At 38.4% G+C, this 24,231-nt stretch carries 20 protein-coding genes, 1 rRNA gene and 1 other annotated feature; of the genes, 14 read left to right on the top strand and 7 right to left on the bottom strand.

The window, feature by feature from the left end; translation table 11 throughout:
• The first annotated feature begins 116 nt into the window (after positions 1-116).
• Together luxS and GWI97_RS10065 are read left to right on the top strand one after the other, a co-directional pair.
• Positions 117-632: an S-ribosylhomocysteine lyase gene (gene luxS / locus GWI97_RS10070; protein ID WP_036932584.1), complete on the top strand. Its 516-nt coding sequence runs from the start codon at positions 117-119 to the stop codon at positions 630-632.
• 189 nt (positions 633-821) lie between these two features.
• Positions 822-1,034, top strand: a complete 213-nt coding sequence (locus GWI97_RS10065) for a hypothetical protein (RefSeq protein ID WP_036932582.1) — start codon at positions 822-824, stop codon at positions 1,032-1,034.
• 190 nt (positions 1,035-1,224) lie between these two features.
• On the opposite strand, the gene GWI97_RS10060 is transcribed toward GWI97_RS10065, so the two are convergent.
• Together GWI97_RS10060 and GWI97_RS10055 are read right to left on the bottom strand one after the other, a co-directional pair.
• Positions 1,225-2,499, bottom strand: coding sequence for a CNNM domain-containing protein (locus GWI97_RS10060; RefSeq protein WP_036932581.1), 1,275 nt, complete (start codon positions 2,497-2,499; stop codon positions 1,225-1,227).
• Positions 2,500-2,532: 33 nt separating this feature from the next.
• Positions 2,533-3,333 (bottom strand): cytochrome C assembly family protein, encoded by an 801-nt coding sequence (locus tag GWI97_RS10055; RefSeq protein WP_036932580.1) that lies wholly within the window; start codon positions 3,331-3,333, stop codon positions 2,533-2,535.
• A gap of 172 nt (positions 3,334-3,505) precedes the next feature.
• On the opposite strand from GWI97_RS10055, the gene ffh reads away from it, so the two are divergent.
• The 8 genes from ffh (at position 3,506) to GWI97_RS10015 (ending at position 11,861) form a co-directional block, all read left to right on the top strand.
• Positions 3,506-4,867 carry a signal recognition particle protein gene (ffh, locus tag GWI97_RS10050; RefSeq protein ID WP_036932579.1) on the top strand — a complete coding sequence of 454 codons (1,362 nt, stop codon included), beginning with the start codon at positions 3,506-3,508 and terminating at the stop codon, positions 4,865-4,867.
• A gap of 137 nt (positions 4,868-5,004) precedes the next feature.
• Positions 5,005-5,253, top strand: coding sequence for a 30S ribosomal protein S16 (rpsP, locus tag GWI97_RS10045; protein ID WP_004244772.1), 249 nt, complete (start codon positions 5,005-5,007; stop codon positions 5,251-5,253).
• Between the two features lie 18 nt (positions 5,254-5,271).
• Positions 5,272-5,817 (top strand): ribosome maturation factor RimM, encoded by a 546-nt coding sequence (gene rimM / locus GWI97_RS10040; protein WP_036932577.1) that lies wholly within the window; start codon positions 5,272-5,274, stop codon positions 5,815-5,817.
• A gap of 38 nt (positions 5,818-5,855) precedes the next feature.
• Entirely contained in the window at positions 5,856-6,608 is a 753-nt protein-coding gene (gene trmD, locus GWI97_RS10035; RefSeq protein ID WP_036932576.1) for a tRNA (guanosine(37)-N1)-methyltransferase TrmD, read from the top strand.
• A gap of 52 nt (positions 6,609-6,660) precedes the next feature.
• Positions 6,661-7,014, top strand: coding sequence for a 50S ribosomal protein L19 (gene rplS, locus GWI97_RS10030; RefSeq protein WP_036932575.1), 354 nt, complete (start codon positions 6,661-6,663; stop codon positions 7,012-7,014).
• Between the two features lie 369 nt (positions 7,015-7,383).
• Entirely contained in the window at positions 7,384-8,478 is a 1,095-nt protein-coding gene (locus tag GWI97_RS10025) for a 3-deoxy-7-phosphoheptulonate synthase (RefSeq protein ID WP_036932573.1), read from the top strand.
• A gap of 35 nt (positions 8,479-8,513) precedes the next feature.
• Positions 8,514-9,638 carry a bifunctional chorismate mutase/prephenate dehydrogenase gene (gene tyrA / locus GWI97_RS10020; RefSeq protein WP_161751943.1) on the top strand — a complete coding sequence of 375 codons (1,125 nt, stop codon included), beginning with the start codon at positions 8,514-8,516 and terminating at the stop codon, positions 9,636-9,638.
• A gap of 882 nt (positions 9,639-10,520) precedes the next feature.
• Positions 10,521-11,861, top strand: a complete 1,341-nt coding sequence (locus tag GWI97_RS10015) for an anaerobic C4-dicarboxylate transporter (RefSeq protein WP_036932571.1) — start codon at positions 10,521-10,523, stop codon at positions 11,859-11,861.
• 73 nt (positions 11,862-11,934) lie between these two features.
• Here the strand turns inward: GWI97_RS10015 and pheA are convergent, their stop codons facing one another.
• From pheA to bamD, 3 genes are all read right to left on the bottom strand, one after another.
• Positions 11,935-13,092 (bottom strand): bifunctional chorismate mutase/prephenate dehydratase, encoded by a 1,158-nt coding sequence (gene pheA / locus GWI97_RS10010; RefSeq protein ID WP_036932570.1) that lies wholly within the window; start codon positions 13,090-13,092, stop codon positions 11,935-11,937.
• Between the two features lie 35 nt (positions 13,093-13,127).
• Positions 13,128-13,244: a sequence feature (Phe leader region), on the bottom strand.
• 155 nt (positions 13,245-13,399) lie between these two features.
• On the bottom strand, positions 13,400-13,735 hold the full coding sequence (gene raiA, locus GWI97_RS10005; RefSeq protein WP_036932569.1) for a ribosome-associated translation inhibitor RaiA: 336 nt from the start codon (positions 13,733-13,735) through the stop codon (positions 13,400-13,402).
• A gap of 269 nt (positions 13,736-14,004) precedes the next feature.
• On the bottom strand, positions 14,005-14,739 hold the full coding sequence (bamD, locus tag GWI97_RS10000; RefSeq protein WP_036932567.1) for an outer membrane protein assembly factor BamD: 735 nt from the start codon (positions 14,737-14,739) through the stop codon (positions 14,005-14,007).
• Between the two features lie 135 nt (positions 14,740-14,874).
• Between bamD and rluD the strand changes: the two genes are divergently transcribed.
• The 3 genes from rluD to clpB all read left to right on the top strand — a co-directional run bounded on the left by rluD (position 14,875) and on the right by clpB (position 19,303).
• Positions 14,875-15,852 carry a 23S rRNA pseudouridine(1911/1915/1917) synthase RluD gene (gene rluD / locus GWI97_RS09995; RefSeq protein WP_036932566.1) on the top strand — a complete coding sequence of 326 codons (978 nt, stop codon included), beginning with the start codon at positions 14,875-14,877 and terminating at the stop codon, positions 15,850-15,852.
• Positions 15,853-16,584: a purine nucleoside phosphorylase YfiH gene (gene yfiH / locus GWI97_RS09990; protein WP_036932565.1), complete on the top strand. Its 732-nt coding sequence runs from the start codon at positions 15,853-15,855 to the stop codon at positions 16,582-16,584.
• A gap of 145 nt (positions 16,585-16,729) precedes the next feature.
• Positions 16,730-19,303 carry an ATP-dependent chaperone ClpB gene (gene clpB, locus GWI97_RS09985; RefSeq protein ID WP_036932561.1) on the top strand — a complete coding sequence of 858 codons (2,574 nt, stop codon included), beginning with the start codon at positions 16,730-16,732 and terminating at the stop codon, positions 19,301-19,303.
• A 70-nt stretch (positions 19,304-19,373) separates the two neighbouring features.
• On the opposite strand, the gene GWI97_RS09980 is transcribed toward clpB, so the two are convergent.
• Positions 19,374-20,963 carry an amidohydrolase family protein gene (locus GWI97_RS09980; protein ID WP_052038400.1) on the bottom strand — a complete coding sequence of 530 codons (1,590 nt, stop codon included), beginning with the start codon at positions 20,961-20,963 and terminating at the stop codon, positions 19,374-19,376.
• Between the two features lie 280 nt (positions 20,964-21,243).
• On the bottom strand, positions 21,244-21,882 hold the full coding sequence (locus GWI97_RS09975; RefSeq protein WP_036932559.1) for a TetR/AcrR family transcriptional regulator: 639 nt from the start codon (positions 21,880-21,882) through the stop codon (positions 21,244-21,246).
• A gap of 754 nt (positions 21,883-22,636) precedes the next feature.
• Between GWI97_RS09975 and GWI97_RS09970 the strand changes: the two genes are divergently transcribed.
• Positions 22,637-24,179: ribosomal RNA gene (locus GWI97_RS09970) — 16S ribosomal RNA — on the top strand.
• The last annotated feature ends 52 nt before the right edge of the window (positions 24,180-24,231 follow it).

The raw sequence follows: 24,231 nt of genomic DNA, 5'->3' as shown, positions 1-24,231 counted from the left end.
TCTATAGAGAAATAGGGATGATAACATTTTGCGCGTATTCATTACTAAGACCGGGCTACTTGCAGAAAGTTTCATTTTTTCTTAAAAATATTTAAATTTTTCTTAGGAGGTTTTTTATGCCTTTATTGGATAGTTTTACTGTTGATCATACTCGTATGTCTGCACCCGCTGTACGCGTTGCTAAAACAATGAAAACGCCATCAGGTGATACCATCACGGTATTTGACTTACGTTTTACTGTGCCAAATAAAAAAGCTATGCCTGAGAAAGGAATTCATACATTAGAGCATCTGTTCGCTGGCTTCATGCGTAACCATCTTAATGGTAATGGAGTCGAGATCATTGATATCTCGCCGATGGGGTGTCGTACAGGCTTCTATATGAGCTTAATTGGGCAACCAGAAGAACAGAGAGTTGCTGATGCATGGAAAGCAGCAATGGAAGATGTTTTGAAAGTAAAAGATCAAAATCATATCCCTGAGTTGAATGTATATCAATGCGGTACTTATGAAATGCACTCTCTGACTGAAGCACAAGACATTGCACGGGATATTTTATCTCACCATATTGGTATTAATCATAACGACGAATTAGCACTTCCTGAAGAGACTTTAAAAGAGCTACATATCTAGTCTTAGGCACCTTATAAAACTAGGGGACAATAGATCAAGAAATTCGCATCCTGATTTATTGTCTCTTTTTATTCTAATTTTTTCCTATTTTTCTTTTTTTTATCCCATTGTTTTATTTTCTTATCTTCTTATATTGTTATCACAATAATGGATTAAATTTATGCTTAATACACGGAGTACACTTTTATTATGGAAAATCATCCATTCCTATCACCCAAATTGGTTTTAGAATTTTTTGTTCGAGAATTTTATTTCTTTGGTAAAAGTACATTGCGTACTCATTTTCCACGCAAGTCTCTTTCTCTTACGTTAAAAAAAGATGAAACAGCATGCTTTATTTGTCAACGAGAAGAATATGGTTATTCTTATTCTCATGAGCCAGCACTTAATCTAGTGATGTGAGTAAAAAATCATGGTTTTTATTCTGATTATCAACAAGTAAGGCCTATTCAACTCAAGAGAGAACAAGCAATAGAACCTTCTTATATGGAACCCGCGAGAGAGTTTGATTTTCGTAATAGCAAATTACGATTTGAGTTAGGATAAATAGAAAAAAATAAAGCGCTTCAATAAGCGCTTTATTTTGCATTCATTAATGATGAGGAATAGCGAGATGGCGAATTAGGGCCTTTTTGATCACGTTGTCCTGGACTTCAAGTATTTCGAATTCATAATCACTGACTTTTATTTTATCGCCGACAACAGGTAAGTCACCAAGTTCTTCAATAATGACACCGTTAATAGTTCTGGCTTCATCTTCGGGCAAATGCCAGCCAAATGCTTTATTGATGTCTCGAATATTTGTTGTGCCATCAACGAGTAATGATCCATCTTTTTGAGATGTCACTTCTTCTGCTAATGACGGTGACATTGAAGTGGTAAAGTCACCCACAATTTCTTCTAAAATATCTTCAACAGTGACCAAACCTTGAATTTCACCATATTCATCTACCACAATACCTGCTTTTTCATTATTAAGCTGAAAATTAACAAGCTGTAAATTTAACGGTGTGCTTTCAGGAATAAAATAGACTTTATCTGCCGCTTTCATCAAAATTTGTTTAGTGAATTCTTTTTTCTCCGTCATTAAACGATAGGCTTCACGCACTCGTAACATTCCAATGGCATCATCAAGAGTATCGCGATAAAGCACAATTCGACCATGAGGGGAGTGAGTGAGTTGTCTTACGATTGATTTCCATTCGTCATTTACATCGATACCAATAATTTCATTTCTTGGAACCATAATATCGCCAATAGTTACTTTTTCTAAATCAAGAATAGAAAGCAACATATTTTGATTTCTTTGAGAAAGCTTTGATTTTGATTCATTTACAATGGTTCTTAGCTCTTCTTTTGAAACGGCATTACCTTGTATTACTGGCGACTTTATTCCTAAAATTCGCATGAATATTAATGTGATTTTATTAAAAAACCAAACAATCGGTAACATGATTTTTTGTAATGGTGAAAGAATGATGCTACTTGGGTAGGCAAACTGTTCTGGATACAACGCCGCGATTGATTTTGGTAGTACTTCCGCAAAAATAAGGATCACAAACGTTAATATCCCTGTTGCTATAGCAACACCAGCATCACCATATAAACGCATGCCCACAATAGTTGCTAATGCAGATGCAACAATATTAATCAGATTATTGCCAATCAATACCAGACTGATCAATCTATCAGGCCGTTGCAATAGTTTTTCAACACGTTTTGCAGAGCGATTTCCTTGTTTTGCTGCATGACGAAGACGATAACGATTAATCGTCATCATACTGGTTTCTGTTCCAGAAAAATAAGCTGAGGCAATAATCATCGCTATTAGTATGATAATGAGCGTAGTTGTCGACACATGCTCCAAAATTGAGATCCTTTTGCTACCTTAAAATAAAAATTAATTAAGCATTAACTCTTGTAATAAACGATTACCAAAAAAAGCTAATGTCAAAATAATGGCGCCAATCAAGTTAAAGATAATGACTTTTTTCCCTCTCCACCCTTCGCGGAAATGTCCCCATAATAAAATGATGTAAACAAACCAAGCGATAATAGAAAAAATCGATTTATGGATATTTTCTTTACCAAAAATATTATCCATGTACACCAAACCTGTACACAATGTTAGTGTGAGTAACACGACACCAACTTGTGTGATATGAAACATTTTACGCTCAATCGTCATTAATGGTGGCATTTGAGGTGAGAATTTTAGTTTCTTATTTTTTAGCTGATAGTCGAGCCAGCTTAGTTGTAATGCATACAATGCTGCGATTAACAGTGTGGCATAGCTTAATAATGCGAGCCCTATATGGATAAAGAGTGATGTACTACTTTCAAGATGTGTAACAAACTCACCTGGCATCAGTGTCGCAATGACAAGATTGACTATTGCAAAACAATAAACAATAGGCAGTAAAAACCATGCTCGGCCACGCGAAGCCACAATCGTCATAATAACGCAGACCATCAGGCTAACAATAGCACCTAGGTTGGTGAGTGAAAGATCCTGCCCGCTGTGAGGACGGAAAATTAAAAATTTTAATGAAATAGCATGCGCAACAAGCGCAATGACCGCGAAGAGGAGGGCTAATCCTCGGTATCCATTCTGCTCTTTTCGTAACAGGCTAGGTAAAATGAGCACCAGACTGAGTAAATAAGCGCAGACAGCGACGATAGAGATTGATATAACGGGCATAGTTTCGCTTACATATATTGTTTGAATAACTTCCTAGTATAGCGCTAGGAGCATTCGGCTCCAACTATTGAAGTCATTAAGCTTAAATCTCTATGCAGAGATCCGCGAGTCATCGTGATATAATCGATGACATACATACTGATAAGCCCAACTTTAACACTGAGCTAAGATAATGTTTGAGAATTTAAGTGATAGATTATCGCGCACATTGCGCAATATAAGCGGTCGAGGAAGATTGACCGAAGAAAACATTAAAGAGACACTGCGTGAAGTACGTATGGCGTTATTAGAAGCCGACGTTGCCTTACCGGTGGTTCGTGATTTTATTGCGCGAGTGAAAGAAAGTGCAGTAGGACATGAAGTTAACAAAAGCCTGACACCTGGTCAGGAGTTTGTGAAGATTGTTCAAAATGAACTCGTCAATGCGATGGGAGAAGTCAATACTGACCTTGATCTTTCTGCTCAACCACCAGCTGTTGTTTTAATGGCGGGTCTGCAAGGTGCAGGTAAAACAACCAGTGTTGCAAAATTAGGTAAATTCTTAAAAGAGAAAAAGAAGAAAAAAGTTCTGGTTGTTTCTGCTGACGTTTATCGCCCTGCGGCGATTAAACAGCTTGAAACATTAGCTGAAACTGTTGGTGTTGATTTTTTCCCTTCTACCGTACAAGAAAACCCAGTCACGATTGCAAGTAATGCATTAAAACATGCACAGCTTCAATTTTATGATGTGTTACTGGTGGATACCGCAGGGCGTTTACACGTAGATGAAGGTATGATGGAAGAGATCCAGCTCCTTCATAAAGCCATTAATCCCGTTGAAACCCTGTTTGTTGTTGACGCCATGACGGGGCAAGATGCTGCAAATACGGCAAAAGCATTTAATGAAGCATTACCATTAACCGGGGTTGTCTTAACTAAAGTTGATGGTGATGCGCGTGGTGGTGCGGCGTTATCAATTCGTCATATTACGGGCAAACCAATTAAATTCCTCGGTGTTGGGGAAAAAACAGAAGCATTAGAACCTTTCCACCCAGATCGTATTGCCTCTCGTATTTTAGGCATGGGTGATGTTCTGTCATTGATTGAAGATATTGAAAGCAAAGTTGACAGAGCTCAAGCTGAAAAATTGGCGACGAAGCTTAAAAAAGGTGATGGTTTTGATCTAAATGATTTTTTAGATCAATTAAAGCAAATGAAGAACATGGGCGGCATGGCGAGTATGTTAAGCAAAATGCCGGGTATGTCTCAGGTGCCAGATGCAGTAAAATCACAAATGGATGATTCAATTTTAGTGAAAATGGAAGCGATTATTAACTCCATGACTAAAAAAGAACGCCAAAAACCCGAAATCATCAAAGGATCTCGAAAACGTCGTATTGCGATGGGATCAGGTACGCAGGTGCAAGACGTCAACCGTTTGTTAAAACAGTTTGATGACATGCAACGTATGATGAAAAAAATGAAAAAAGGTGGCATGGCTAAGATGATGCGTAGCATGAAAGGTATGATGCCACCAGGATTTCCAGGCCGATAAAATCAAAAAGCCTGAAAAAAAACGTGCTTTGGATTGCTTTTTTCGCCAAAGTGAGTAAACTTTTCGGGCTTTTTATATGACAACCGGACTCCGTTCCTCGATGGCGTCTGGTTGTTTTATTAACTAATGAGGATGTTATGGTAACAATTCGTTTAGCTCGTGGCGGCGCAAAAAAGCGTCCGTTTTACCAAGTAGTAGTAACCGATAGCCGCAATGCGCGTGATGGTCGTTTCATTGAACGCGTAGGCTTTTATAACCCACTGGCAACCGGTAATGCAGAAGAATTACGTTTAGACGTAGACCGTGTTGAACACTGGGTTGCTCAAGGCGCAACTGTTTCAGAACGTGTTGCTGGCCTGATCAAATCAGCGAAGAAAAGCGCTTAATCTGTCGCGGTGGTAACAATGAGCGAACAAAAAACCTTAAAAGAGCCTGTAGAACCTATTGTTATGGGTAAGTTGGGCTCACCTTACGGGATCCGTGGTTGGCTCAGAGTTTTTTCCTCCACCGAACATGCCGAAAACATTTTTGAATATCAACCGTGGTTTATTCAGCGTCATGGACAGTGGGAAACTATTGAAATTGAAAGTTGGAAACATCACAACCAAGATATTATTGTCAAGCTAAAAGGTATTGACGACAGAGATGCGGCTAATTTCCTGACGAATGTTGAAATTGTCGTGAATGCATCGCAACTGCCTGAACTTGAAGGTGAATATTACTGGAAAGATCTGATGGGTTGCCATGTTGAAACTGACAAAGGCTACGATTTAGGTGTCATTACTGACATGATGGAAACGGGCTCAAATGACGTCATGGTGATTAAAGCTAATCTGAAAGATGCATTCGGTGTTGGGGAACGGTTAGTTCCGTTTCTTGATGGGCAGGTTATCAAGAAAGTCGATCTCTCAGCGAAAAAAATTATCGTTGATTGGGATCCTGGTTTTTAGATTATCCGGTTAACGGTTCTCAACAGTGGGACACTAAAATGTGGATTGGGGTAATTAGCCTATTTCCAGAAATGTTCCGCTCTATAACCGAGTACGGGGTGACTGGTCGGGCAGTGAAGCATGGTCTGCTTAATGTAGAATGTTGGAATCCCCGAGATTTTACATACGACAGACACAATACCGTTGATGATCGTCCTTATGGCGGTGGTCCTGGTATGTTGATGATGGTACAGCCTCTAAGGGAAGCCATTCATCAAGCGAAAGCTGCGGCTGGTGATGGAGCAAAGGTGATTTATTTATCACCTCAGGGACGCAAACTCGATCAACAAGGAGTTTGTGAACTGGCAACAAATGAGAAGCTAATTCTAGTTTGTGGTCGGTATGAAGGTATAGATGAGCGTGTCATTCAAACAGAAATCGATGAAGAATGGTCTGTGGGTGATTACGTATTAAGTGGTGGAGAATTACCTGCCATGATAATGATAGATGCAGTAGCACGCTTTGTACCGGGTGTTCTCGGACATGCAGCCTCTGCGAAAGAGGATTCTTTTGCTGAAGGTTTACTGGATCATCCTCACTATACTCGCCCAGAGGTATTAGATGGTATGGAAGTTCCGGCAGTTCTACTATCGGGCAACCATGCACATATTAATCGCTGGCGTATGAAACAATCACTGGGTCGAACCTGGCTAAGAAGACCTGAGCTTCTGGAAAGCCTAGCTCTGACTGACGAGCAAAGAGTGCTGTTAACAGAGTTCCAACAGGAATATCTGGAAAGTACAGCAGAGTAAGTCTGACACAAGGTGTCATTAATATCAGTTTACCTAGGGTAAGAGAGTTATTATGAGCAATATTATTAAGCAAATCGAACAAGAACAAATGAAGCAAGATGTACCTTCATTTCGTCCAGGCGATAATGTAGAAGTTAAGGTATGGGTTGTTGAAGGTTCTAAAAAACGTCTGCAGGCATTCGAGGGCGTGGTTATCGCTATTCGTAACCGCGGTCTGCACTCTGCATTTACTGTTCGTAAAATTTCTAATGGCGAAGGTGTTGAGCGTGTATTCCAAACTCACTCTCCAGTCGTAGATAGCATCACTGTGAAACGTCGTGGTGCGGTTCGCCAAGCTAAATTGTACTACCTGCGTGAGCGTTCAGGTAAGGCTGCTCGTATCAAAGAGCGTCTTAACGCTAAATAATACGCTTTCGCACATCCGAAAGTTATTGTTAAAAGGTCAGCATTTGCTGACCTTTTTTTTTATCTCTTTTACTTCAATCTCCCTATCTTCTCTACTCTTCTTATGCTGAGATTCATTAAAAGATAAAGTGTAATTATATGTTTACGATATATTGTTTTGACTCAATATTTATCACATCATTTTTATTTTTTTAATGTCTATAACTGATTGTTATTTATTGATTATTTATAATTAAAATAGTATGTGTAAAGATTGAGTTACAATATTATCGTAATTATTGAAAATATGGATTGATTTCTTTACATTGCATGTTATCTTATCTTTCAGACACACAAAAATCACAATGACAGATATAAAAAGGTAACGATTATGATCATGCAAAAAGATGCACTCAATAATGTGAATATCAGCGAAGAGCTGGTTTTAATTACGCCCGAAGAGTTAAAACAAAAATACCCATTGAGTCGCAATGATCTGCATGCCATTGCTCAATCACGTCAAACAATCTCTGATATTGTTCAACATCGTGATCCTCGTTTACTTGTGGTATGCGGGCCTTGTTCGATTCATGACGTTGATGTTGCTATCGATTATGCAAAACGCCTAAAAGCATTAGCGTCCGAATTAAGTGATAGTTTGTACATTGTGATGCGTGTCTACTTTGAAAAACCTCGTACAACAGTGGGTTGGAAAGGCTTAATTAGTGATCCATTTATGGATGGTAGCTTTGAAATGGAAAAAGGATTACATATTGCGCGAAAATTGCTGACTGAATTAGTGCAACTAGGGCTACCTTTGGCAACAGAAGCATTAGATCCTAATAATCCACAATACTTAGGTGATTTATTTAGTTGGTCTGCAATTGGTGCAAGAACAACCGAGTCTCAAACTCACCGTGAAATGGCATCAGGACTTTCAATGCCAGTTGGTTTTAAAAACGGGACTGATGGTAATTTAGATACGGCAATTAATGCAATGAAAGCAGCTTCTATGCCACACCGCTTTATGGGAATTAATCAATCAGGGCAAGTGTGTTTATTACAAACGCAAGGTAACCCTGATGGGCATGTGATTTTACGGGGGGGGAAAACACCAAATTACCATGAAGAAGACGTGGCTCAATGTGAAGCTCATATGATAAAAGCAGGCTTAAAACCCTCATTGATGATTGATTGTAGCCACGGTAATTCGAATAAAGATTTCCGACGTCAAACCGCAGTGGTGGATTCAGTGATTGAACAGATCACGAAAGGTAATGAGTCTATCACCGGTATTATGTTAGAAAGTCATATTAATGAAGGTAATCAATCATCAGAACAGCCTCGTAATGAAATGAAATATGGTGTTTCAGTAACAGATGCTTGTATTAGCTGGGAGACAACAGAATCTGTATTAAGAAATTTACATGCGCAAATTTCACCTGTTTTAGCCCAGCGTGAAGCGTTGTTTAAAAAAGTAAGTTAAGCTAGATAACCATAAAGAAAAAGAGGCAAGCATCGATGGCTGAAGAATTACAATATTTGCGTGAGCAAATTGATCAGGTAGACAAATCATTGCTTTCTTTACTTGAGAAAAGAATGCAATTGGTAGCTGAAGTAGGAGAAGTTAAAAATCGCCATGGCTTACCGATTTATGCCCCTGATAGAGAAGCCTCTATGCTTGCTTCTCGGCGTAATGATGCACAGAAAATGGGAATATCTCCAGATTTGATTGAAGATGTGTTACGCCGAGTGATGCGTGAGTCTTATACGAAAGAGAATGACAAAGGTTTTAAAACGCTAAATCCTCAACTGGGTAAAATTGTTATTGTAGGGGGGAAGGGGAAAATGGGAAAACTATTTTCTCGTTTATTTACCCTTTCTGGTTATCAAGTGGAAAGTTTAGAAGCAAATGAATGGCAAACGAAATCACCCGCTATTTTTGAGAATGCGGGAATGGTCATGATTAGTGTGCCTATCCATTTAACTGTTGACGTGATCGAGTCGCTTCCACCTTTACCTGAAAATTGTTTACTTGTGGATCTCTCCTCCATTAAAAAAATACCTTTAGAAGCGATGTTAAAAGCACATAGTGGGCCTGTTTTAGGTCTTCATCCTATGTTTGGCCCTGACGTGCCTAGCTTAGCAAAACAGGTTGTGGCTTATTGTGAGGGTCGTAACCATCAAGAGTTTGAATGGTTGCTAGAGCAATTAATGGTATGGGGCGCTAGAATTGAGGCAATCGCACCAGAAGATCATGATAAAAATATGAGCTTTATTCAAGCACTTCGGCATTTTACAACGTTTGCTTACGGTCAGCATTTAGCGAAAGAGAATGTTGATCTTGCGAGTTTGCTTAGACTGTCATCTCCTATTTATCGTTTAGAATTAGCAATGATAGGGCGACTATTTGCTCAAGACCCACAACTGTATGCAGATATTATTTTATCATCAAAAGAAAATATTGAATTAATTCGTAGATATCATCACTCATTAGGCCAAGCTATCTATTTATTAGATATTAATGCAAAGAATGAGTTTGTTCATTCATTTAATAACGTGAGTGATTGGTTCGGTGATTATGCTTCTCAATTTATGAAAGAGAGTGGTGTATTATTACAAAAAGCGAATGATAGCCGTATTTAGCTATATATAGTATTTATCTACCTATAAAAGGTATAAAGGAATAACAGTATAAAAGCCGAACAGTGATTGTTCGGCTTTTATTTTGCTAATTATTTATTGGGTTTGTTTAGTTTATTACCACTCATCATCGCAAGGTGGCCAAACGCAACGATTAGAGTCTGTTGTGTTAGTCTTACTTTGTGAATACGTATTTATTGATGTTTTATTTTTTATGTTCTTATTATGGATTTGAGCACTTACATAACTAGAAAATAAAAGTGAGAGTATCAAAATAGATAATTTTTTCATAATAATTTTCTCTAAAATAATATAGTTATAAATTAGTAGTCTTTAGGATCTGGACATGGACTCACTGTACATCGTTGTAAATGTGATTGATGACTCACTGAATAAGTGTAATAGCCCTTTTCTGAATCAATCTTACTTTCATGGTTAGTGAAAAATAGACCTAAAATCAGCATGATAAAAATATTCATATTATTTTCCTGTTTTTCAATTATTAAAAATAAATAGATTTTTCCTACTTTTATTCAGGAAATAAGAGTGGCTGAATTTAAATATATATTTAAAAACAATAAGATAAATACCTTCTTTTATTAATACTCTAATGTCATTTATATTTATTGTTATTTAATTGTTATTGTTGGGTTTAATTAAATAACTATTAATGTTCAATATTTTCTTTTTATTGAATTTTTTTTGTTGATGAGATCTTAAAACTGAATGAAATTAAAATGTATTATTAAAACTATAACAGTGATCAAAAAAATAGATATAACAGTTATCGTAGATTATATTTCATAAGCTGTTTTTCTTGAAAGAAATGCTAAAAAACCAATTGTATTATTTTTATATTCCGATGTATTTTCCAAGGGGTAACTTATGGATTTTTTAATACAACTCGCCATTATATTAGTGTGTCTATTCTATGGAGCTAGGAAAGGGGGAATTGCATTAGGTCTATTAGGTGGTGTAGGTCTTGTTATTTTAGTTTTTATTTTTAATCTTCCTCCGGGAAAGCCACCTGTTGATGTAATGCTCGTTATTATTGCAGTTGTTTCTGCGTCAGCAACATTACAAGCATCTGGTGGATTGGATGTTATGCTACAAATAGCAGAAAAACTATTACGTAAAAATCCGAAATACATTTCTATCGTTGCCCCACTCGTTACTTGTACATTGACAATATTATGTGGCACAGGGCATGTTGTTTATACCATCTTACCTATTATCTATGATGTATCGATTAAAAATAATATTCGACCAGAAAGGCCAATGGCTGCAAGTACTATTGGTTCACAAATGGGAATTATTGCAAGCCCCGTGTCTGTTGCGGTTGTAACCTTAGTGGCAATGCTAGGTGACGTCACTTTTAATGGTAAACACCTTGAGTTTTTAGATTTATTAGCAATTACAATTCCTTCTACTTTTATTGGTATTTTAGCGATTGGTATTTTTAGTTGGTTTAGAGGTAAGGATTTAGATAAGGATCTACGCTTCCAAGAGTTTATTTCAGTTCCTGAAAACCATGATTATGTTTATGGTGATACAGCGACACTTTTAGATAAAAAGTTGCCGATGAAAAACTGGGTGGCAATGTGGATATTCTTAGGTGCAATTGCGGTTGTTGCGATATTAGGTGCCTTTTCTGAAATACGTCCTGTATTTAATGGTAAACCGTTATCTATGGTGCTCGTTATTCAGATGTTTATGTTATTAGCGGGCGCATCAATTATTATTATCTGTAAAACGAATCCGTCTCTTATTTCTAAAAATGAAGTTTTCCGCTCAGGGATGATAGCAATTGTTGCTGTATATGGTATTGCTTGGATGGCAGAAACCATGTTCTCTGCGCATATGAAAGAAATAGAAGCCGCATTAGGGCAATTAGTACGAGAATATCCTTGGGCTTATGCTGTTGTTTTATTATTAGTGTCTAAGTTTGTTAACTCACAAGCGGCGGCTTTAGCCGCAATTGTTCCCTTAGCATTGGGGATTGGTGTAGATCCTGCTTATATTATTGCATCTGCACCTGCTTGTTATGGTTACTATATTCTGCCAACTTACCCGAGTGACTTAGCCGCCATTCAATTTGACCGTTCTGGTACAACTCGAATAGGGCGTTTTGTTATTAACCATAGCTTTATTCTACCAGGGTTAATTGGTGTAACAGTTTCCTGTGTCTTTGGTTGGGTATTTGCAGCGATGTATGGCTTTTTATAATTAATTGAATTTATAATAAGAACAGAAAAGCCAGATAGTTATATTACTATCTGGCTTTTATCTTTGAGTGAGATTATTTGACTTCAACGGGAACAACATTCTCTGAAGGGTAACAGCCTAGAACTTTTAATGAACGCGTAGTTTGTGATAAATCGTGTAAGGCTTTTTGCATACTGATATCACGTAGATTAGCTTGAACATCAATATAAAACATCTCTTCCCAAGGCGTGCCATTAATAGGGCGAGATTCTAATTTCGTCATAATAATGTCGTATTTCTTTAAAATCATTAAAGCATCGACTAAAGCACCTGCTTGTTGTCCTGTTGCCATTAAGAACGTTGTTTTCGCAGGAACTTGCTCTGAGACATCGATAGCTTTTCGTGCAATAACAATAAAACGTGTAACGTTTATTTGCTGATTAGCTAAATTATTCGCTAAAGGTTTTAAACCATAAAGAGAACCACCCGCTTCACTACCAATGGCGGCTATGTGAGGTGATTGCGCCAATGCAACCTTTTCCATGGCTGCAGCAGTACTTTCGCAATATTCGATTTTCCAATTTGGATACTGATTTAAATAATGGCTACATTGTTGGAAAGGTTGAGGATGGCTATAAATAATTTGTAGTTCTTCTGTTGTACTATCAACGCTAGTTAAAAGTGCGTGATTAATAGGAATACGGATTTCACCTACGATAGACAGTGATGTTGTCTGCAGTAAATCGTAAACATCATTAATTGCACCGGAGCTAGTATTCTCAATAGGCAATAAACCGTAATCAGCTTGGCCTGTATCAACCAGTGTAAAAATATCATCAAATTTTTGGCAGGTACAATCAACAAAGGTATCGAAATGGCGGGCTGCATATTGACGAGCTGCAATATGTGAATAAGAGCCTTTGGGCCCTAAATAAGCAATTCTAGCTGATTCATTTGGTGTTGCATTGAGGTGCTGTTGTAGGATAGCTTGTTGTGTTAATACGGAGTCTTCAATGATCATTTGAAAAATACGGCTGATATAAAAACCATCTAACCCAACATTTTTTCCTTTCTCAATTAATAAATTAAGTAATTCACGTTCACGATCCTTATCTCTAATAGGGCGATGTGTATTCAATTTAAATTGAGCGACATCAGCAGATAATTGGCGTCTATTTGCTAACAACGTGAGTAATTCTGAATCTAACGTTGTGATTTTATCTCTGATTGCTAATAAATCGCGTTTTTCCATGTTTTAGCCCTATATCTTTGCGTCGTACCATTATAAATAAAAAAGCCTCCATTTTTGGAGGCTATTGTCGTTCTTATTTTTCTTTCTGAAATGACAATGCCTCTTAATGAAAGAGTAAAAAGAAAAAGAAGAAAGACAAAAACGAATGTGTCGTCATTATATTGTTTGGTAAATTATTTAACATATAGCTATCAAACATGATGATGTGAAAGGAGTCAAGAGAAATACAATAAAAAGCGCATCACAAGGATGCGCAGAGGCGTTTTGAGTCAGTGATTTATTCTAATTTTTAATCTAGCTTTACTATTTATATTTCATCGACAAGTAAATTTTCTTCTTTCAGGCTGTTATTAGCCCGACGAGATTCATTTTTATGCTGAACTTTGTTTAATTGACGCTCAAGTTTTGCTAATAAATCATTAATAGCAACATACATATCGGCATGTTGTGCATTAGCGACTAATTGTCCATTTGGTGTATGAATGCTGGCATCAACACTAAAACCTTTAGGATCTTTTGTCAGAATAATACGAGGATTGATTAAATTCACCTGCCATTTATTAAGTTTAGTTAGACGGCTTTCAATGTGTTCACGTAGTGCTGGGGTAATTTCCATTTGTTTGCTAGTAATATTTATAATCATATAGTTACCTCTTAATTACTCCGTCTTCGATAACTTCAGAATATCGTGATATACAATTAAAAACATGATCAAAATCACTTTTTGTTAGATGTATGTGTAACAAGTAATAGAAACGTGACAAATGATAAATAGCTGAAAAAGACCGCTTGTTAAGTTGTATTTATTCAGTCATATTAGAAAGGTTGGGCTGATAAAATGTAAAGACAATTTAGCTAACAAGAATAAAAAACAGCAGCGATAAGCTGCTGTTTTTGATGGTGATGTTTGAGTTAAGCTGGATTTGCTGCAATTAATGAAGCCACTTTTTCCGCTTCTTGTGTCAGACCTAATTCTTTATAGGCATTTTCCATGTAGACAAGCGCATCACGAGTGGCTTGTGTATCAGGATAATCACGCATCATTTGCTCTACTCTATTAATAACCGCGACATAAGCCCCTCGTTTAGTATAGAATTTCGCAACTGAAAGTTCATACTTCGCTAAACGGTTTTTAAGAAAGACAAGGCGCTTGGTTGCATCAGCGACGTAAAGGCTATCAGGGTAGTAACGTACTAATTGACTGAAGTCTTTAAATGCCACAATTGCATGTTGAGGATCACGGTCTGAACGATCAATACCAAAGAATCCTTGTAATGCACTATCATCTAATGCTTGAGCGGTTAAGCCTCGCATATAAAGAACATAGTCAATATTAGGATGGGTTGGGTTTAATCGCATAAAACGGTCGATTGCAGAAATCGCCATTGGCAACTCTGCTGATTTATAATAAGCATAAATCAGGTCGAGTTGAACTTGTTGAGAGTAAGGGCCAAAAGGATAGCGATTATCGAGAGACTCTAATTGTTTGATAGCCGCTCCATAATTGCCATCTAGCAATTTTTCCTGACTGGTTGAGTAAAGCTCAGAAGGCGACATATCGGCAGTAGTGTCTTTGTCTGAACTCGAACAGCCAGTAAGTAATAGGCTTACAGTGGCCGCTGCCACCAGGTATTTAATGCGTCTCATCACGTATTGATTATCCTCTGAATAGGTTTGGGGAGTCTCTCCGTGAAGCTCCCCTAAAATCGGTTACACTATAACTCATTTTAAATGAAACGGCTGTGCCGTCAAAACACTAACTTAATTAATAGAAAATTATTTATGTCTCAACAAATACGACTTAATGCTACAGTCGCAGATTCGCAGCTGGGTCAACGCTTAGATCAGGCTTTGGCCGAATTGTTCCCTGATTATTCAAGATCTCGTATAAAAGAGTGGATCTTAGACAATAGAGTGCAGGTTAACGATAAAATCATCAATAAGCCAAAAGAAAAAATGCTTGGCGGTGAAAAAATTGAAGTCGATGCCTTAATTGAAGAGGAAGTTCGCTGGGAGCCTCAGAATATTCCGTTAAATATCGTCTATGAAGATGATGATATTTTAGTTATCAATAAGCCAAGAGATCTCGTTGTACATCCCGGTGCTGGTAACCCAGATGGTACCGTATTAAATGCATTACTTTATCGCTATCCAGAAATTGCTAATGTACCTCGTGCAGGTATTGTCCATCGTTTAGATAAAGATACAACAGGTTTAATGGTTGTTGCAAAAACAGTTCCCGCTCAAACTCATTTAGTTGAAGCTTTGCAGCGTCGCGAAATTACGCGTGAATATGAAGCGGTTGCAACAGGAAGAATGACGGCGGGAGGATTAGTCAATGAACCAATTTCTCGACATCCGACTAAGCGTACACATATGGCGGTGCACCCAATGGGTAAACCTGCAGTAACACATTATCGTGTGATGGAGCATTTCCGTGCTCATACACGCTTACGTTTGCGCTTAGAAACTGGACGTACTCACCAAATTCGTGTTCATATGGCACATATTCATCATGCTTTAATTGGTGATCAACTTTATGCAGGAAGGCCACGCCCTTTAAAAGGTGCTTCAGAAGAACTGCGTGAAATGCTACGTTTGTTTGATAGACAAGCATTACATGCAACGATGTTACGCCTTTATCATCCTATCACAGGTATTGAAATGGAATGGCATGCACCATTACCTGATGATATGGTTAAGCTTATCGATGTATTAAAAGATGATGCTGAACAATTTAAAGATGAAATGGATTGGTAAATGACTTCATTGATTTTTCCTGATTGGCCACAACCTGACAATATTGGTGCTTGTAGTACGCTGAGGGAAGGGGGAATTAGTTTACCTCCTTACCATAGCTTTAATTTAGGTGCACATGTTGGTGATGAATTGTCTCGTGTTGAAGAAAACAGACACAGACTTTGTCAACAAGCCCAATTGCCGGAAATGCCACTATGGCTAGAACAAGTTCATGGTACACATGTTGTTACGCTAAATTCTGGGAAAAATAATGAAGTAGAAGGTGATGCCCTTTATACCTCTACAATGAAAAAAGTTTGTGCAATTATGACGGCAGATTGTCTACCTGTTCTTTTTACTACGGTCGATGGAACAGAAGTTGGTGCAGCACACGGTGGGTGGAGAGGGCTTTGCCATGGCGTATTGCAAAATACACTTGCGCACTTCAAAGCGCCTAAAAGTCAAATAATGGCATGGTTAGGACCCGCAATTGGTCCTAATGCTTTTGAAGTAGGGGCTGAGGTCCGTTTGGCTTTTATTGAAAAAAATATTGCCTTTGATCCTGCATTTATTCCCCATAATGATAAATACTTCGCTAATATTTATATGTTAGCGAGAATAATCTTACAGGAAAGTGGAGTGACACAGATTTATGGTGGTGATTTCTGTACTGTGACTGATAAATCACGCTTCTTCTCATATAGACGAGAGCAGATAACAGGTAGAATGGCATCATTAATCTGGATTAAATAAACTTCTACCAACGATTTTTCTCACTTATCTTAAATATTGATGAATATTTTTGCTCAAAATTTTTATTTTGAGCTTGAATATTGTCAAAATGACCTCATCTATTCTCCAGTTACGAATTTTAATTTAAATTTTACTTGGAGGTGTTATGCGTCTGGATAAATTAACCAATAAATTCCAGCAAGCTCTCGCAGACGCCCAGTCATTGGCACTTGGGAACGATAATCAATTTATAGAACCCATACATTTACTGAGTGCGTTATTTAATCAACAAGGTGGCTCAATTCGCCCTTTATTAACATCAACAGGTGTTAATGCATCACAATTTAATGAGCGAATTAACGACGCTTTGTCTCGATTACCTAAAGTCGAAGGTGCTGGTGGAGAGGTTCATCCCTCGAATGATTTAATTAAGCACCTTAATTTGTGCGATAAATTAGCACAGAAAAAAGGTGATGAATTCATTTCATCAGAGCTCTTTCTTTTAGCTGCAATGGAAACCGGTGGTCAAGTTGCTGACATGCTAAAAGCCGCCGGAGCGAATAAAGCGAGTCTTGAGATAGCGATTGAAAAAATACGTGGTGGAGAAACAGTGAACGATCAAAATGCAGAAGACCAACGTCAGGCATTGAAAAAATATACTGTGGATTTAACGGAAAGAGCAGAACAAGGTAAACTCGATCCTGTTATTGGTCGTGATGAAGAAATAAGAAGAACAATTCAAGTCTTACAGCGCCGTACTAAAAATAACCCTGTTCTTATCGGTGAGCCAGGTGTAGGTAAAACGGCAATTGTTGAAGGTTTGGCTCAACGTATTGTTAATGGCGAAGTCCCTGAAGGTTTAAAAAATAAACGTGTACTTTCTTTGGATATGGGCTCGTTATTAGCGGGTGCTAAATATCGCGGTGAATTTGAAGAACGTTTAAAAGCTGTTTTAAATGATTTATCTAAACAGGAAGGTAGCGTTATTCTGTTTATTGATGAATTACATACGATGGTGGGTGCCGGTAAGGCTGACGGTGCGATGGATGCAGGGAATATGTTAAAGCCTGCATTAGCTCGCGGTGAGTTACACTGTGTTGGTGCAACAACACTTGATGAATATCGTCAATATATTGAAAAAGATGCCGCATTAGAACGTCGTTTCCAAAAAGTATATGTGGCAGAGCCAACAGTTGAAGATACCATCGCGATTTTACGTGGTTTGAAAGAACGTTATGAACTTCATCATCACGTTCAAATTACAGACCCAGCCATTGTCGCGGCAGCAACTTTATCACATCGCTATATTTCTGATCGTATGTTACCCGATAAAGCGATTGACTTAATTGATGAAGCGGGTGCAAGCCTACGTATGCAGATGGATTCAAAACCAGAAGCATTAGATAGACTTGATAGACGTATTATTCAACTGAAACTGGAACAACAAGCACTGCAAAAAGAGTCTGATGATGCAAGTAAAAAGCGTTTAGAAATGCTAAATGAAGAGCTTGCAGAAAAAGAGAAAGAGTACTCTGCTTTAGAAGAAGAGTGGAAAGCAGAGAAAGCAGAGCTGACAGGAACTCAGCATATTAAATCAGAATTAGAGCAAGCACGTATTGCATTAGAGCAAGCTCGTCGTAGTGGTGATTTGGCAAAAATGTCAGAGATCCAATATGGACAAATTCCAACTTTAGAAAAACAGCTTGCCGAAGCTAATAAAGCTGAGGATAAGCATATGAAACTGTTACGTAATAAAGTAACTGATGCTGAAATTGCTGAAATCTTAGCACGCTGGACAGGTATTCCTGTCTCTAGAATGTTAGAAGGGGAGCGTGAAAAACTATTAAGAATGGAACAAGAGTTACATAGACGTGTTATTGGCCAGTCTGAGGCTGTAAGTGCTGTGTCTAATGCTATTCGTCGTAGCCGTGCTGGGTTGTCTGATCCAAATCGTCCAATTGGATCGTTCTTATTCTTAGGACCAACAGGTGTGGGTAAGACGGAATTGTGTAAAGCACTAGCAAACTTCTTGTTTGATAGTGATGATGCAATGGTTCGTATCGATATGTCTGAGTTTATGGAAAAACACTCCGTTTCTCGTTTAGTGGGGGCGCCTCCAGGATATGTCGGTTATGAAGAAGGCGGATATTTAACAGAAGCGGTTCGTCGTCGTCCTTATTCTGTTATCTTATTAGATGAAGTTGAAAAAGCGCACCCTGATGTATTCAATATCTTATTACAAGTATTGGATGATGGTCGTCTAACTGATGGGCAAGGTAGAACTGTCGATTTTCGTAACACGGTTGTGATTATGACGTCGAACTTAGGTTCTGATTTAATTCAAGAACGTTTCGGGACACTTGATTATCCTGAAATGAAAACAATTGTGATGGATGTTGTTGGTCATCATTTCAGACCAGAGTTTATTAACCGTATTGATGAAGTTGTGGTATTCCACCCATTAGGTAAAGAAAACATTGCAGCGATTGCACAAATTCAGTTGCGTCGTTTATATCAACGTTTGGAAGAGCGTGGTTATCATGTGACGATCACTGGAGCTGCATTAGAGAAATTGAGTGAAGTTGGCTTCGATCCAATTTATGGAGCTCGTCCATTGAAACGAGCCATCCAACAAGAGGTTGAAAACCCACTAGCTCAAGATATCTTGTCTGGTAAGTTATTGCCGGGTAAAGAGATTATCTTAGATTTAGATGATAATAAGATAATAGCAAAACAGTAATAGATAATATTATTGATAATAAAGCCTACAAATTTCACGTTGTAGGCTTTTTATTTAGTAGGGAGTGAGTTTATTTTTTATAAGCCTGAGCAAAATTTTCTCTTGCTTGCTCTTGTGCCATATCAAAAAACTGAGCAATCTCTTCTGGTGAAGTATTCGGGATATTTTTTGCTTTTTCTTGAATATGTTTTAATGTTGCCGTTGCTTCTGTTCTAATTTTTTCAATATCATGATGGAGCAATTTACCAAAGCGTTTTTTAACTTCACCGTTAATAATGACAGTATCAACATCAGAAGCGGTAGTTTGTAATACAATTGAGCCGGCAGGGTAACTCGAAGGAACAAAGGCTTTGCTTTGAGATACAATAATAATATCTGCTTTTTTACTTGGTGTAAGAGTACCTATCTGTTTTTCCATTCCTAATGCTTCAGCGCTACCTTGAGTTGCCCAAGTCAATGCATCTCTCACACTTAAATCAATATGAGTCGTTGTTTTACCTGTCCTATTAGCTGTCGCTTCATTATCCATACAACGTTGGAATTGTAATCCTAAACGCATTTGTGAAAATAAATCACCAGAACCAACGCAAACAATATCTGTACTTAATCCAGGCTTAAATCCATGGTCAATGCTTGCACGAAAAGGCGGTCTCCCCATTCCCATTTGCATTTCTGTTTCTGGTGCAATAGATATTTTTCCACCTGTTTGAGATAAAATATCCCATTCACTACGATCTAAGGAGGTACAGTGGATATGGAGATGACCAGGATGGAGAAGATTGTTTTGTTTTAGTTCATGTAATCCTTTTAATAAAATAGATTTTTCTGCAGCGCCTGTATGTGAGGCAATAAATATCCCCATTTTTTGGGCTTGCTCAATTTCTTGGCGTGTATGCTCAAACGGAATGGTCCCAAAATCGCTCAGCAATACGCCCATTTTGTTTATTGTATTGTTATTTTTATAAAATTTTTGGTAGATCTCTTTTGCTGTCTCAAGACGTTGTGAATGTGTTTTAAATCTATTTTCACCTTTATAATCATAAGACTGCATGCCATAAGCATAGATGCTACGGATCCCTGATTCACGTAAAGAGTCAATAGCAGCTACGGCATGTTGGGGGGTGTTTACACAATCACAGCAATCTAAAATCGTCGTTACCCCAGCATCTAGCGCTTCTAAAGAACCGACTAAGGTTGCCATTTTTAAATCGTCAGCTTCCATTAATGCACCGATACCATAGAAAACGGAGTTTAAAAAATGCGCTAATGACATATCAGCAGAAATGCTTCTTAAAAGAGACATCCAGGTATGTCGATGACTATCAATGATACCTGGAAGAATAATACCGCCTTCAGCATCAATTAATTCTGCATCAATGTGGGCAAATTTCGAGATATCCCCAACATCAATAATAGTGTCATTTTCAATTAGAACGGCTCCATGCTCTAAATCACCGTATTTTTCGTCCATTGTTATGACATAGCCGTTATATATGATTTTTTTAGATTTTTTGGTCGCGATGTAGCTTCTATTTTCCTTATCTAAAGAAGAGGATATTGCTGAAGCTTTATTTGGTGTAGTAAATGCTAGGCCCAAAGAGCCTGCACCAGCAGCTTTTATAAAAGCGCGTCTTGAAATTGTATTTTTATTATTTGTCATGATGTTATCTCAATGAAAAAATGTATTGTTCAGTACAGAATTATTCTAACATTGTTTTTTGTGTATTGAATAGTACATAATTTTTTTTTTGAATTTTTAATAATGAGTACAACTTCGTTGATGTAAAAATGACGAATGATGAATAAAAAAGGAGAGTGTACGTATTGAGGTTGGAGTGAGTTTATATAACGCTTTTGAGAAAACGGTGTTGAAGCCCGCCACTATTGTGAATACAAATCGGTAAACAGGCTAATGTATAGTATAAGTATAAAGAGAATAATTATTTTTCTTTTTTGTCTAATAAAAGGTAATCCCCAATAATCAAAGCGCATAACTTACATTGTTGACGTATTTCTTCATTTGTTGGGGAATAATCAGGGGTAATTAATGCTTTCATAAAGAAGTTTGTTTTTAACATCTCAATAAAAAATCCAGCGACATGGCGTAGTTGTTCAAAATCTAATTTAATTTCTTCTAATTTTTCGAGTTCTTGTGCCAAATATTTATAACTATTTTCAGGTGCAAGTTGATTAAATGCTTGTCCTAACATAGGAAAATGCACAGATTCCGCAATAACTAAACGATAAAGACCCATTGTTTTAGGTTCGAGTAATTTATTGATGAATGAAAAACCAAAGTGCTCAAGTAGCTGATAGGCTGTTTTATGTTCTAGCATCTTATTTTGCACTTCAAGAAAGATATCATCAATTAGGTTTTCAATTACTGCGGAAAACAATCCTTCTTTATTTTTAAAGTGATGATAAAGCGTTGAGCGAGATCCTCCTGATTTTTGAATGATCATATCAAGAGATGTTTTTTCGTAACCATAAGTCAAAAAGCAATCTATAGCGGCATTTATCATCGCTTGGGTTCGTTGATGCCCTTTTGTCGTCAATTTAGGTTTTGTTTTCTGTTTCATAATAGTTAAGAAAGTGGATTGTTAAATAATAAAGTAATGTGCTTTTGAGTATAACATCGAAAATAAGTCACTCTATGGAATAACGATATGAATTCGCTGTTGGTGTATACAAAATAGGAAGCTTTAGAAGTTCTGAATCGATATGTATGAGATACGGCCAAATAATGATTGGTTGAATGTCATAATATTGAGTCATAGGGATCCATGAGTATGCCAATATGTGGAAAAAGACCTCTATTTAAGAGTGTTTTCCGATTATTTGTGGTTTCTTGAATATCAATAAAGAAAGAATTTAAATAGAGCGAGAGGTGTTTGATTGTTTTTCAATCGTCATGTGGCTATAATTCATACACTGACCGTCAAGTTGATTGTTAAATGCGCTATCGAGAGCTTTTTTTAAAATAATACTTGTCACATTCAGAAAACTCCCTATAATGCGCCCTCGTTGTCACGGCAAACCACGCTAAGTGAGTTAGTCGAGAGAACAAAGAAAAAAGTGTGAAGCCTTGAAAATAAACGCTTGACACGAAATGAGGAAGATGTAGAATGCACCTCCTCGCAACAACGCAGAAGACCGGAAACGGCAGCGAATGTTGCACTGCTCTTTAACAAATTATCAGACAATCTGTGTGGGCACTCGCAGAGACGATATCTTCTAAAATATTAGATGTATCAAGTCTTGAAGAGTGAACAACAAAAGTAAATTCATTTATGAATAGCTAAGTTTTCGATTTCTTTGAGCATCAAACACTTTTAATTGAAGAGTTTGATCATGGCTCAGATTGAACGCTGGCGGCAGGCCTAACACATGCAAGTCGAGCGGTAACAGGAGAAAGCTTGCTTTCTTGCTGACGAGCGGCGGACGGGTGAGTAATGTATGGGGATCTGCCCGATAGAGGGGGATAACTACTGGAAACGGTGGCTAATACCGCATGACGTCTACGGACCAAAGCAGGGGCTCTTCGGACCTTGCGCTATCGGATGAACCCATATGGGATTAGCTAGTAGGTGAGGTAATGGCTCACCTAGGCGACGATCTCTAGCTGGTCTGAGAGGATGATCAGCCACACTGGGACTGAGACACGGCCCAGACTCCTACGGGAGGCAGCAGTGGGGAATATTGCACAATGGGCGCAAGCCTGATGCAGCCATGCCGCGTGTATGAAGAAGGCCTTAGGGTTGTAAAGTACTTTCAGCGGGGAGGAAGGTGATAAAGTTAATACCTTTATCAATTGACGTTACCCGCAGAAGAAGCACCGGCTAACTCCGTGCCAGCAGCCGCGGTAATACGGAGGGTGCAAGCGTTAATCGGAATTACTGGGCGTAAAGCGCACGCAGGCGGTCAATTAAGTCAGATGTGAAAGCCCCGAGCTTAACTTGGGAATTGCATCTGAAACTGGTTGGCTAGAGTCTTGTAGAGGGGGGTAGAATTCCACGTGTAGCGGTGAAATGCGTAGAGATGTGGAGGAATACCGGTGGCGAAGGCGGCCCCCTGGACAAAGACTGACGCTCAGGTGCGAAAGCGTGGGGAGCAAACAGGATTAGATACCCTGGTAGTCCACGCTGTAAACGATGTCGATTTAGAGGTTGTGGTCTTGAACCGTGGCTTCTGGAGCTAACGCGTTAAATCGACCGCCTGGGGAGTACGGCCGCAAGGTTAAAACTCAAATGAATTGACGGGGGCCCGCACAAGCGGTGGAGCATGTGGTTTAATTCGATGCAACGCGAAGAACCTTACCTACTCTTGACATCCAGCGAATCCTTTAGAGATAGAGGAGTGCCTTCGGGAACGCTGAGACAGGTGCTGCATGGCTGTCGTCAGCTCGTGTTGTGAAATGTTGGGTTAAGTCCCGCAACGAGCGCAACCCTTATCCTTTGTTGCCAGCGCGTAATGGCGGGAACTCAAAGGAGACTGCCGGTGATAAACCGGAGGAAGGTGGGGATGACGTCAAGTCATCATGGCCCTTACGAGTAGGGCTACACACGTGCTACAATGGCAGATACAAAGAGAAGCGACCTCGCGAGAGCAAGCGGAACTCATAAAGTCTGTCGTAGTCCGGATTGGAGTCTGCAACTCGACTCCATGAAGTCGGAATCGCTAGTAATCGTAGATCAGAATGCTACGGTGAATACGTTCCCGGGCCTTGTACACACCGCCCGTCACACCATGGGAGTGGGTTGCAAAAGAAGTAGGTAGCTTAACCTTCGGGAGGGCGCTTACCACTTTGTGATTCATGACTGGGGTGAAGTCGTAACAAGGTAACCGTAGGGGAACCTGCGGTTGGATCACCTCCTTACCTAAGAGATACGTGTTATGTGCAGTGCTCACACAGATTGTCTGATGAAGAA

Source organism: Proteus sp. G2300, assembly GCF_009915965.1.
Taxonomy (GTDB): Bacteria; Pseudomonadota; Gammaproteobacteria; order Enterobacterales; family Enterobacteriaceae; genus Proteus; species Proteus vulgaris.
The sequence above is the reverse complement of the archived record's forward strand: the minus strand, read 5'-3'. Positions and strand labels throughout refer to the sequence as shown.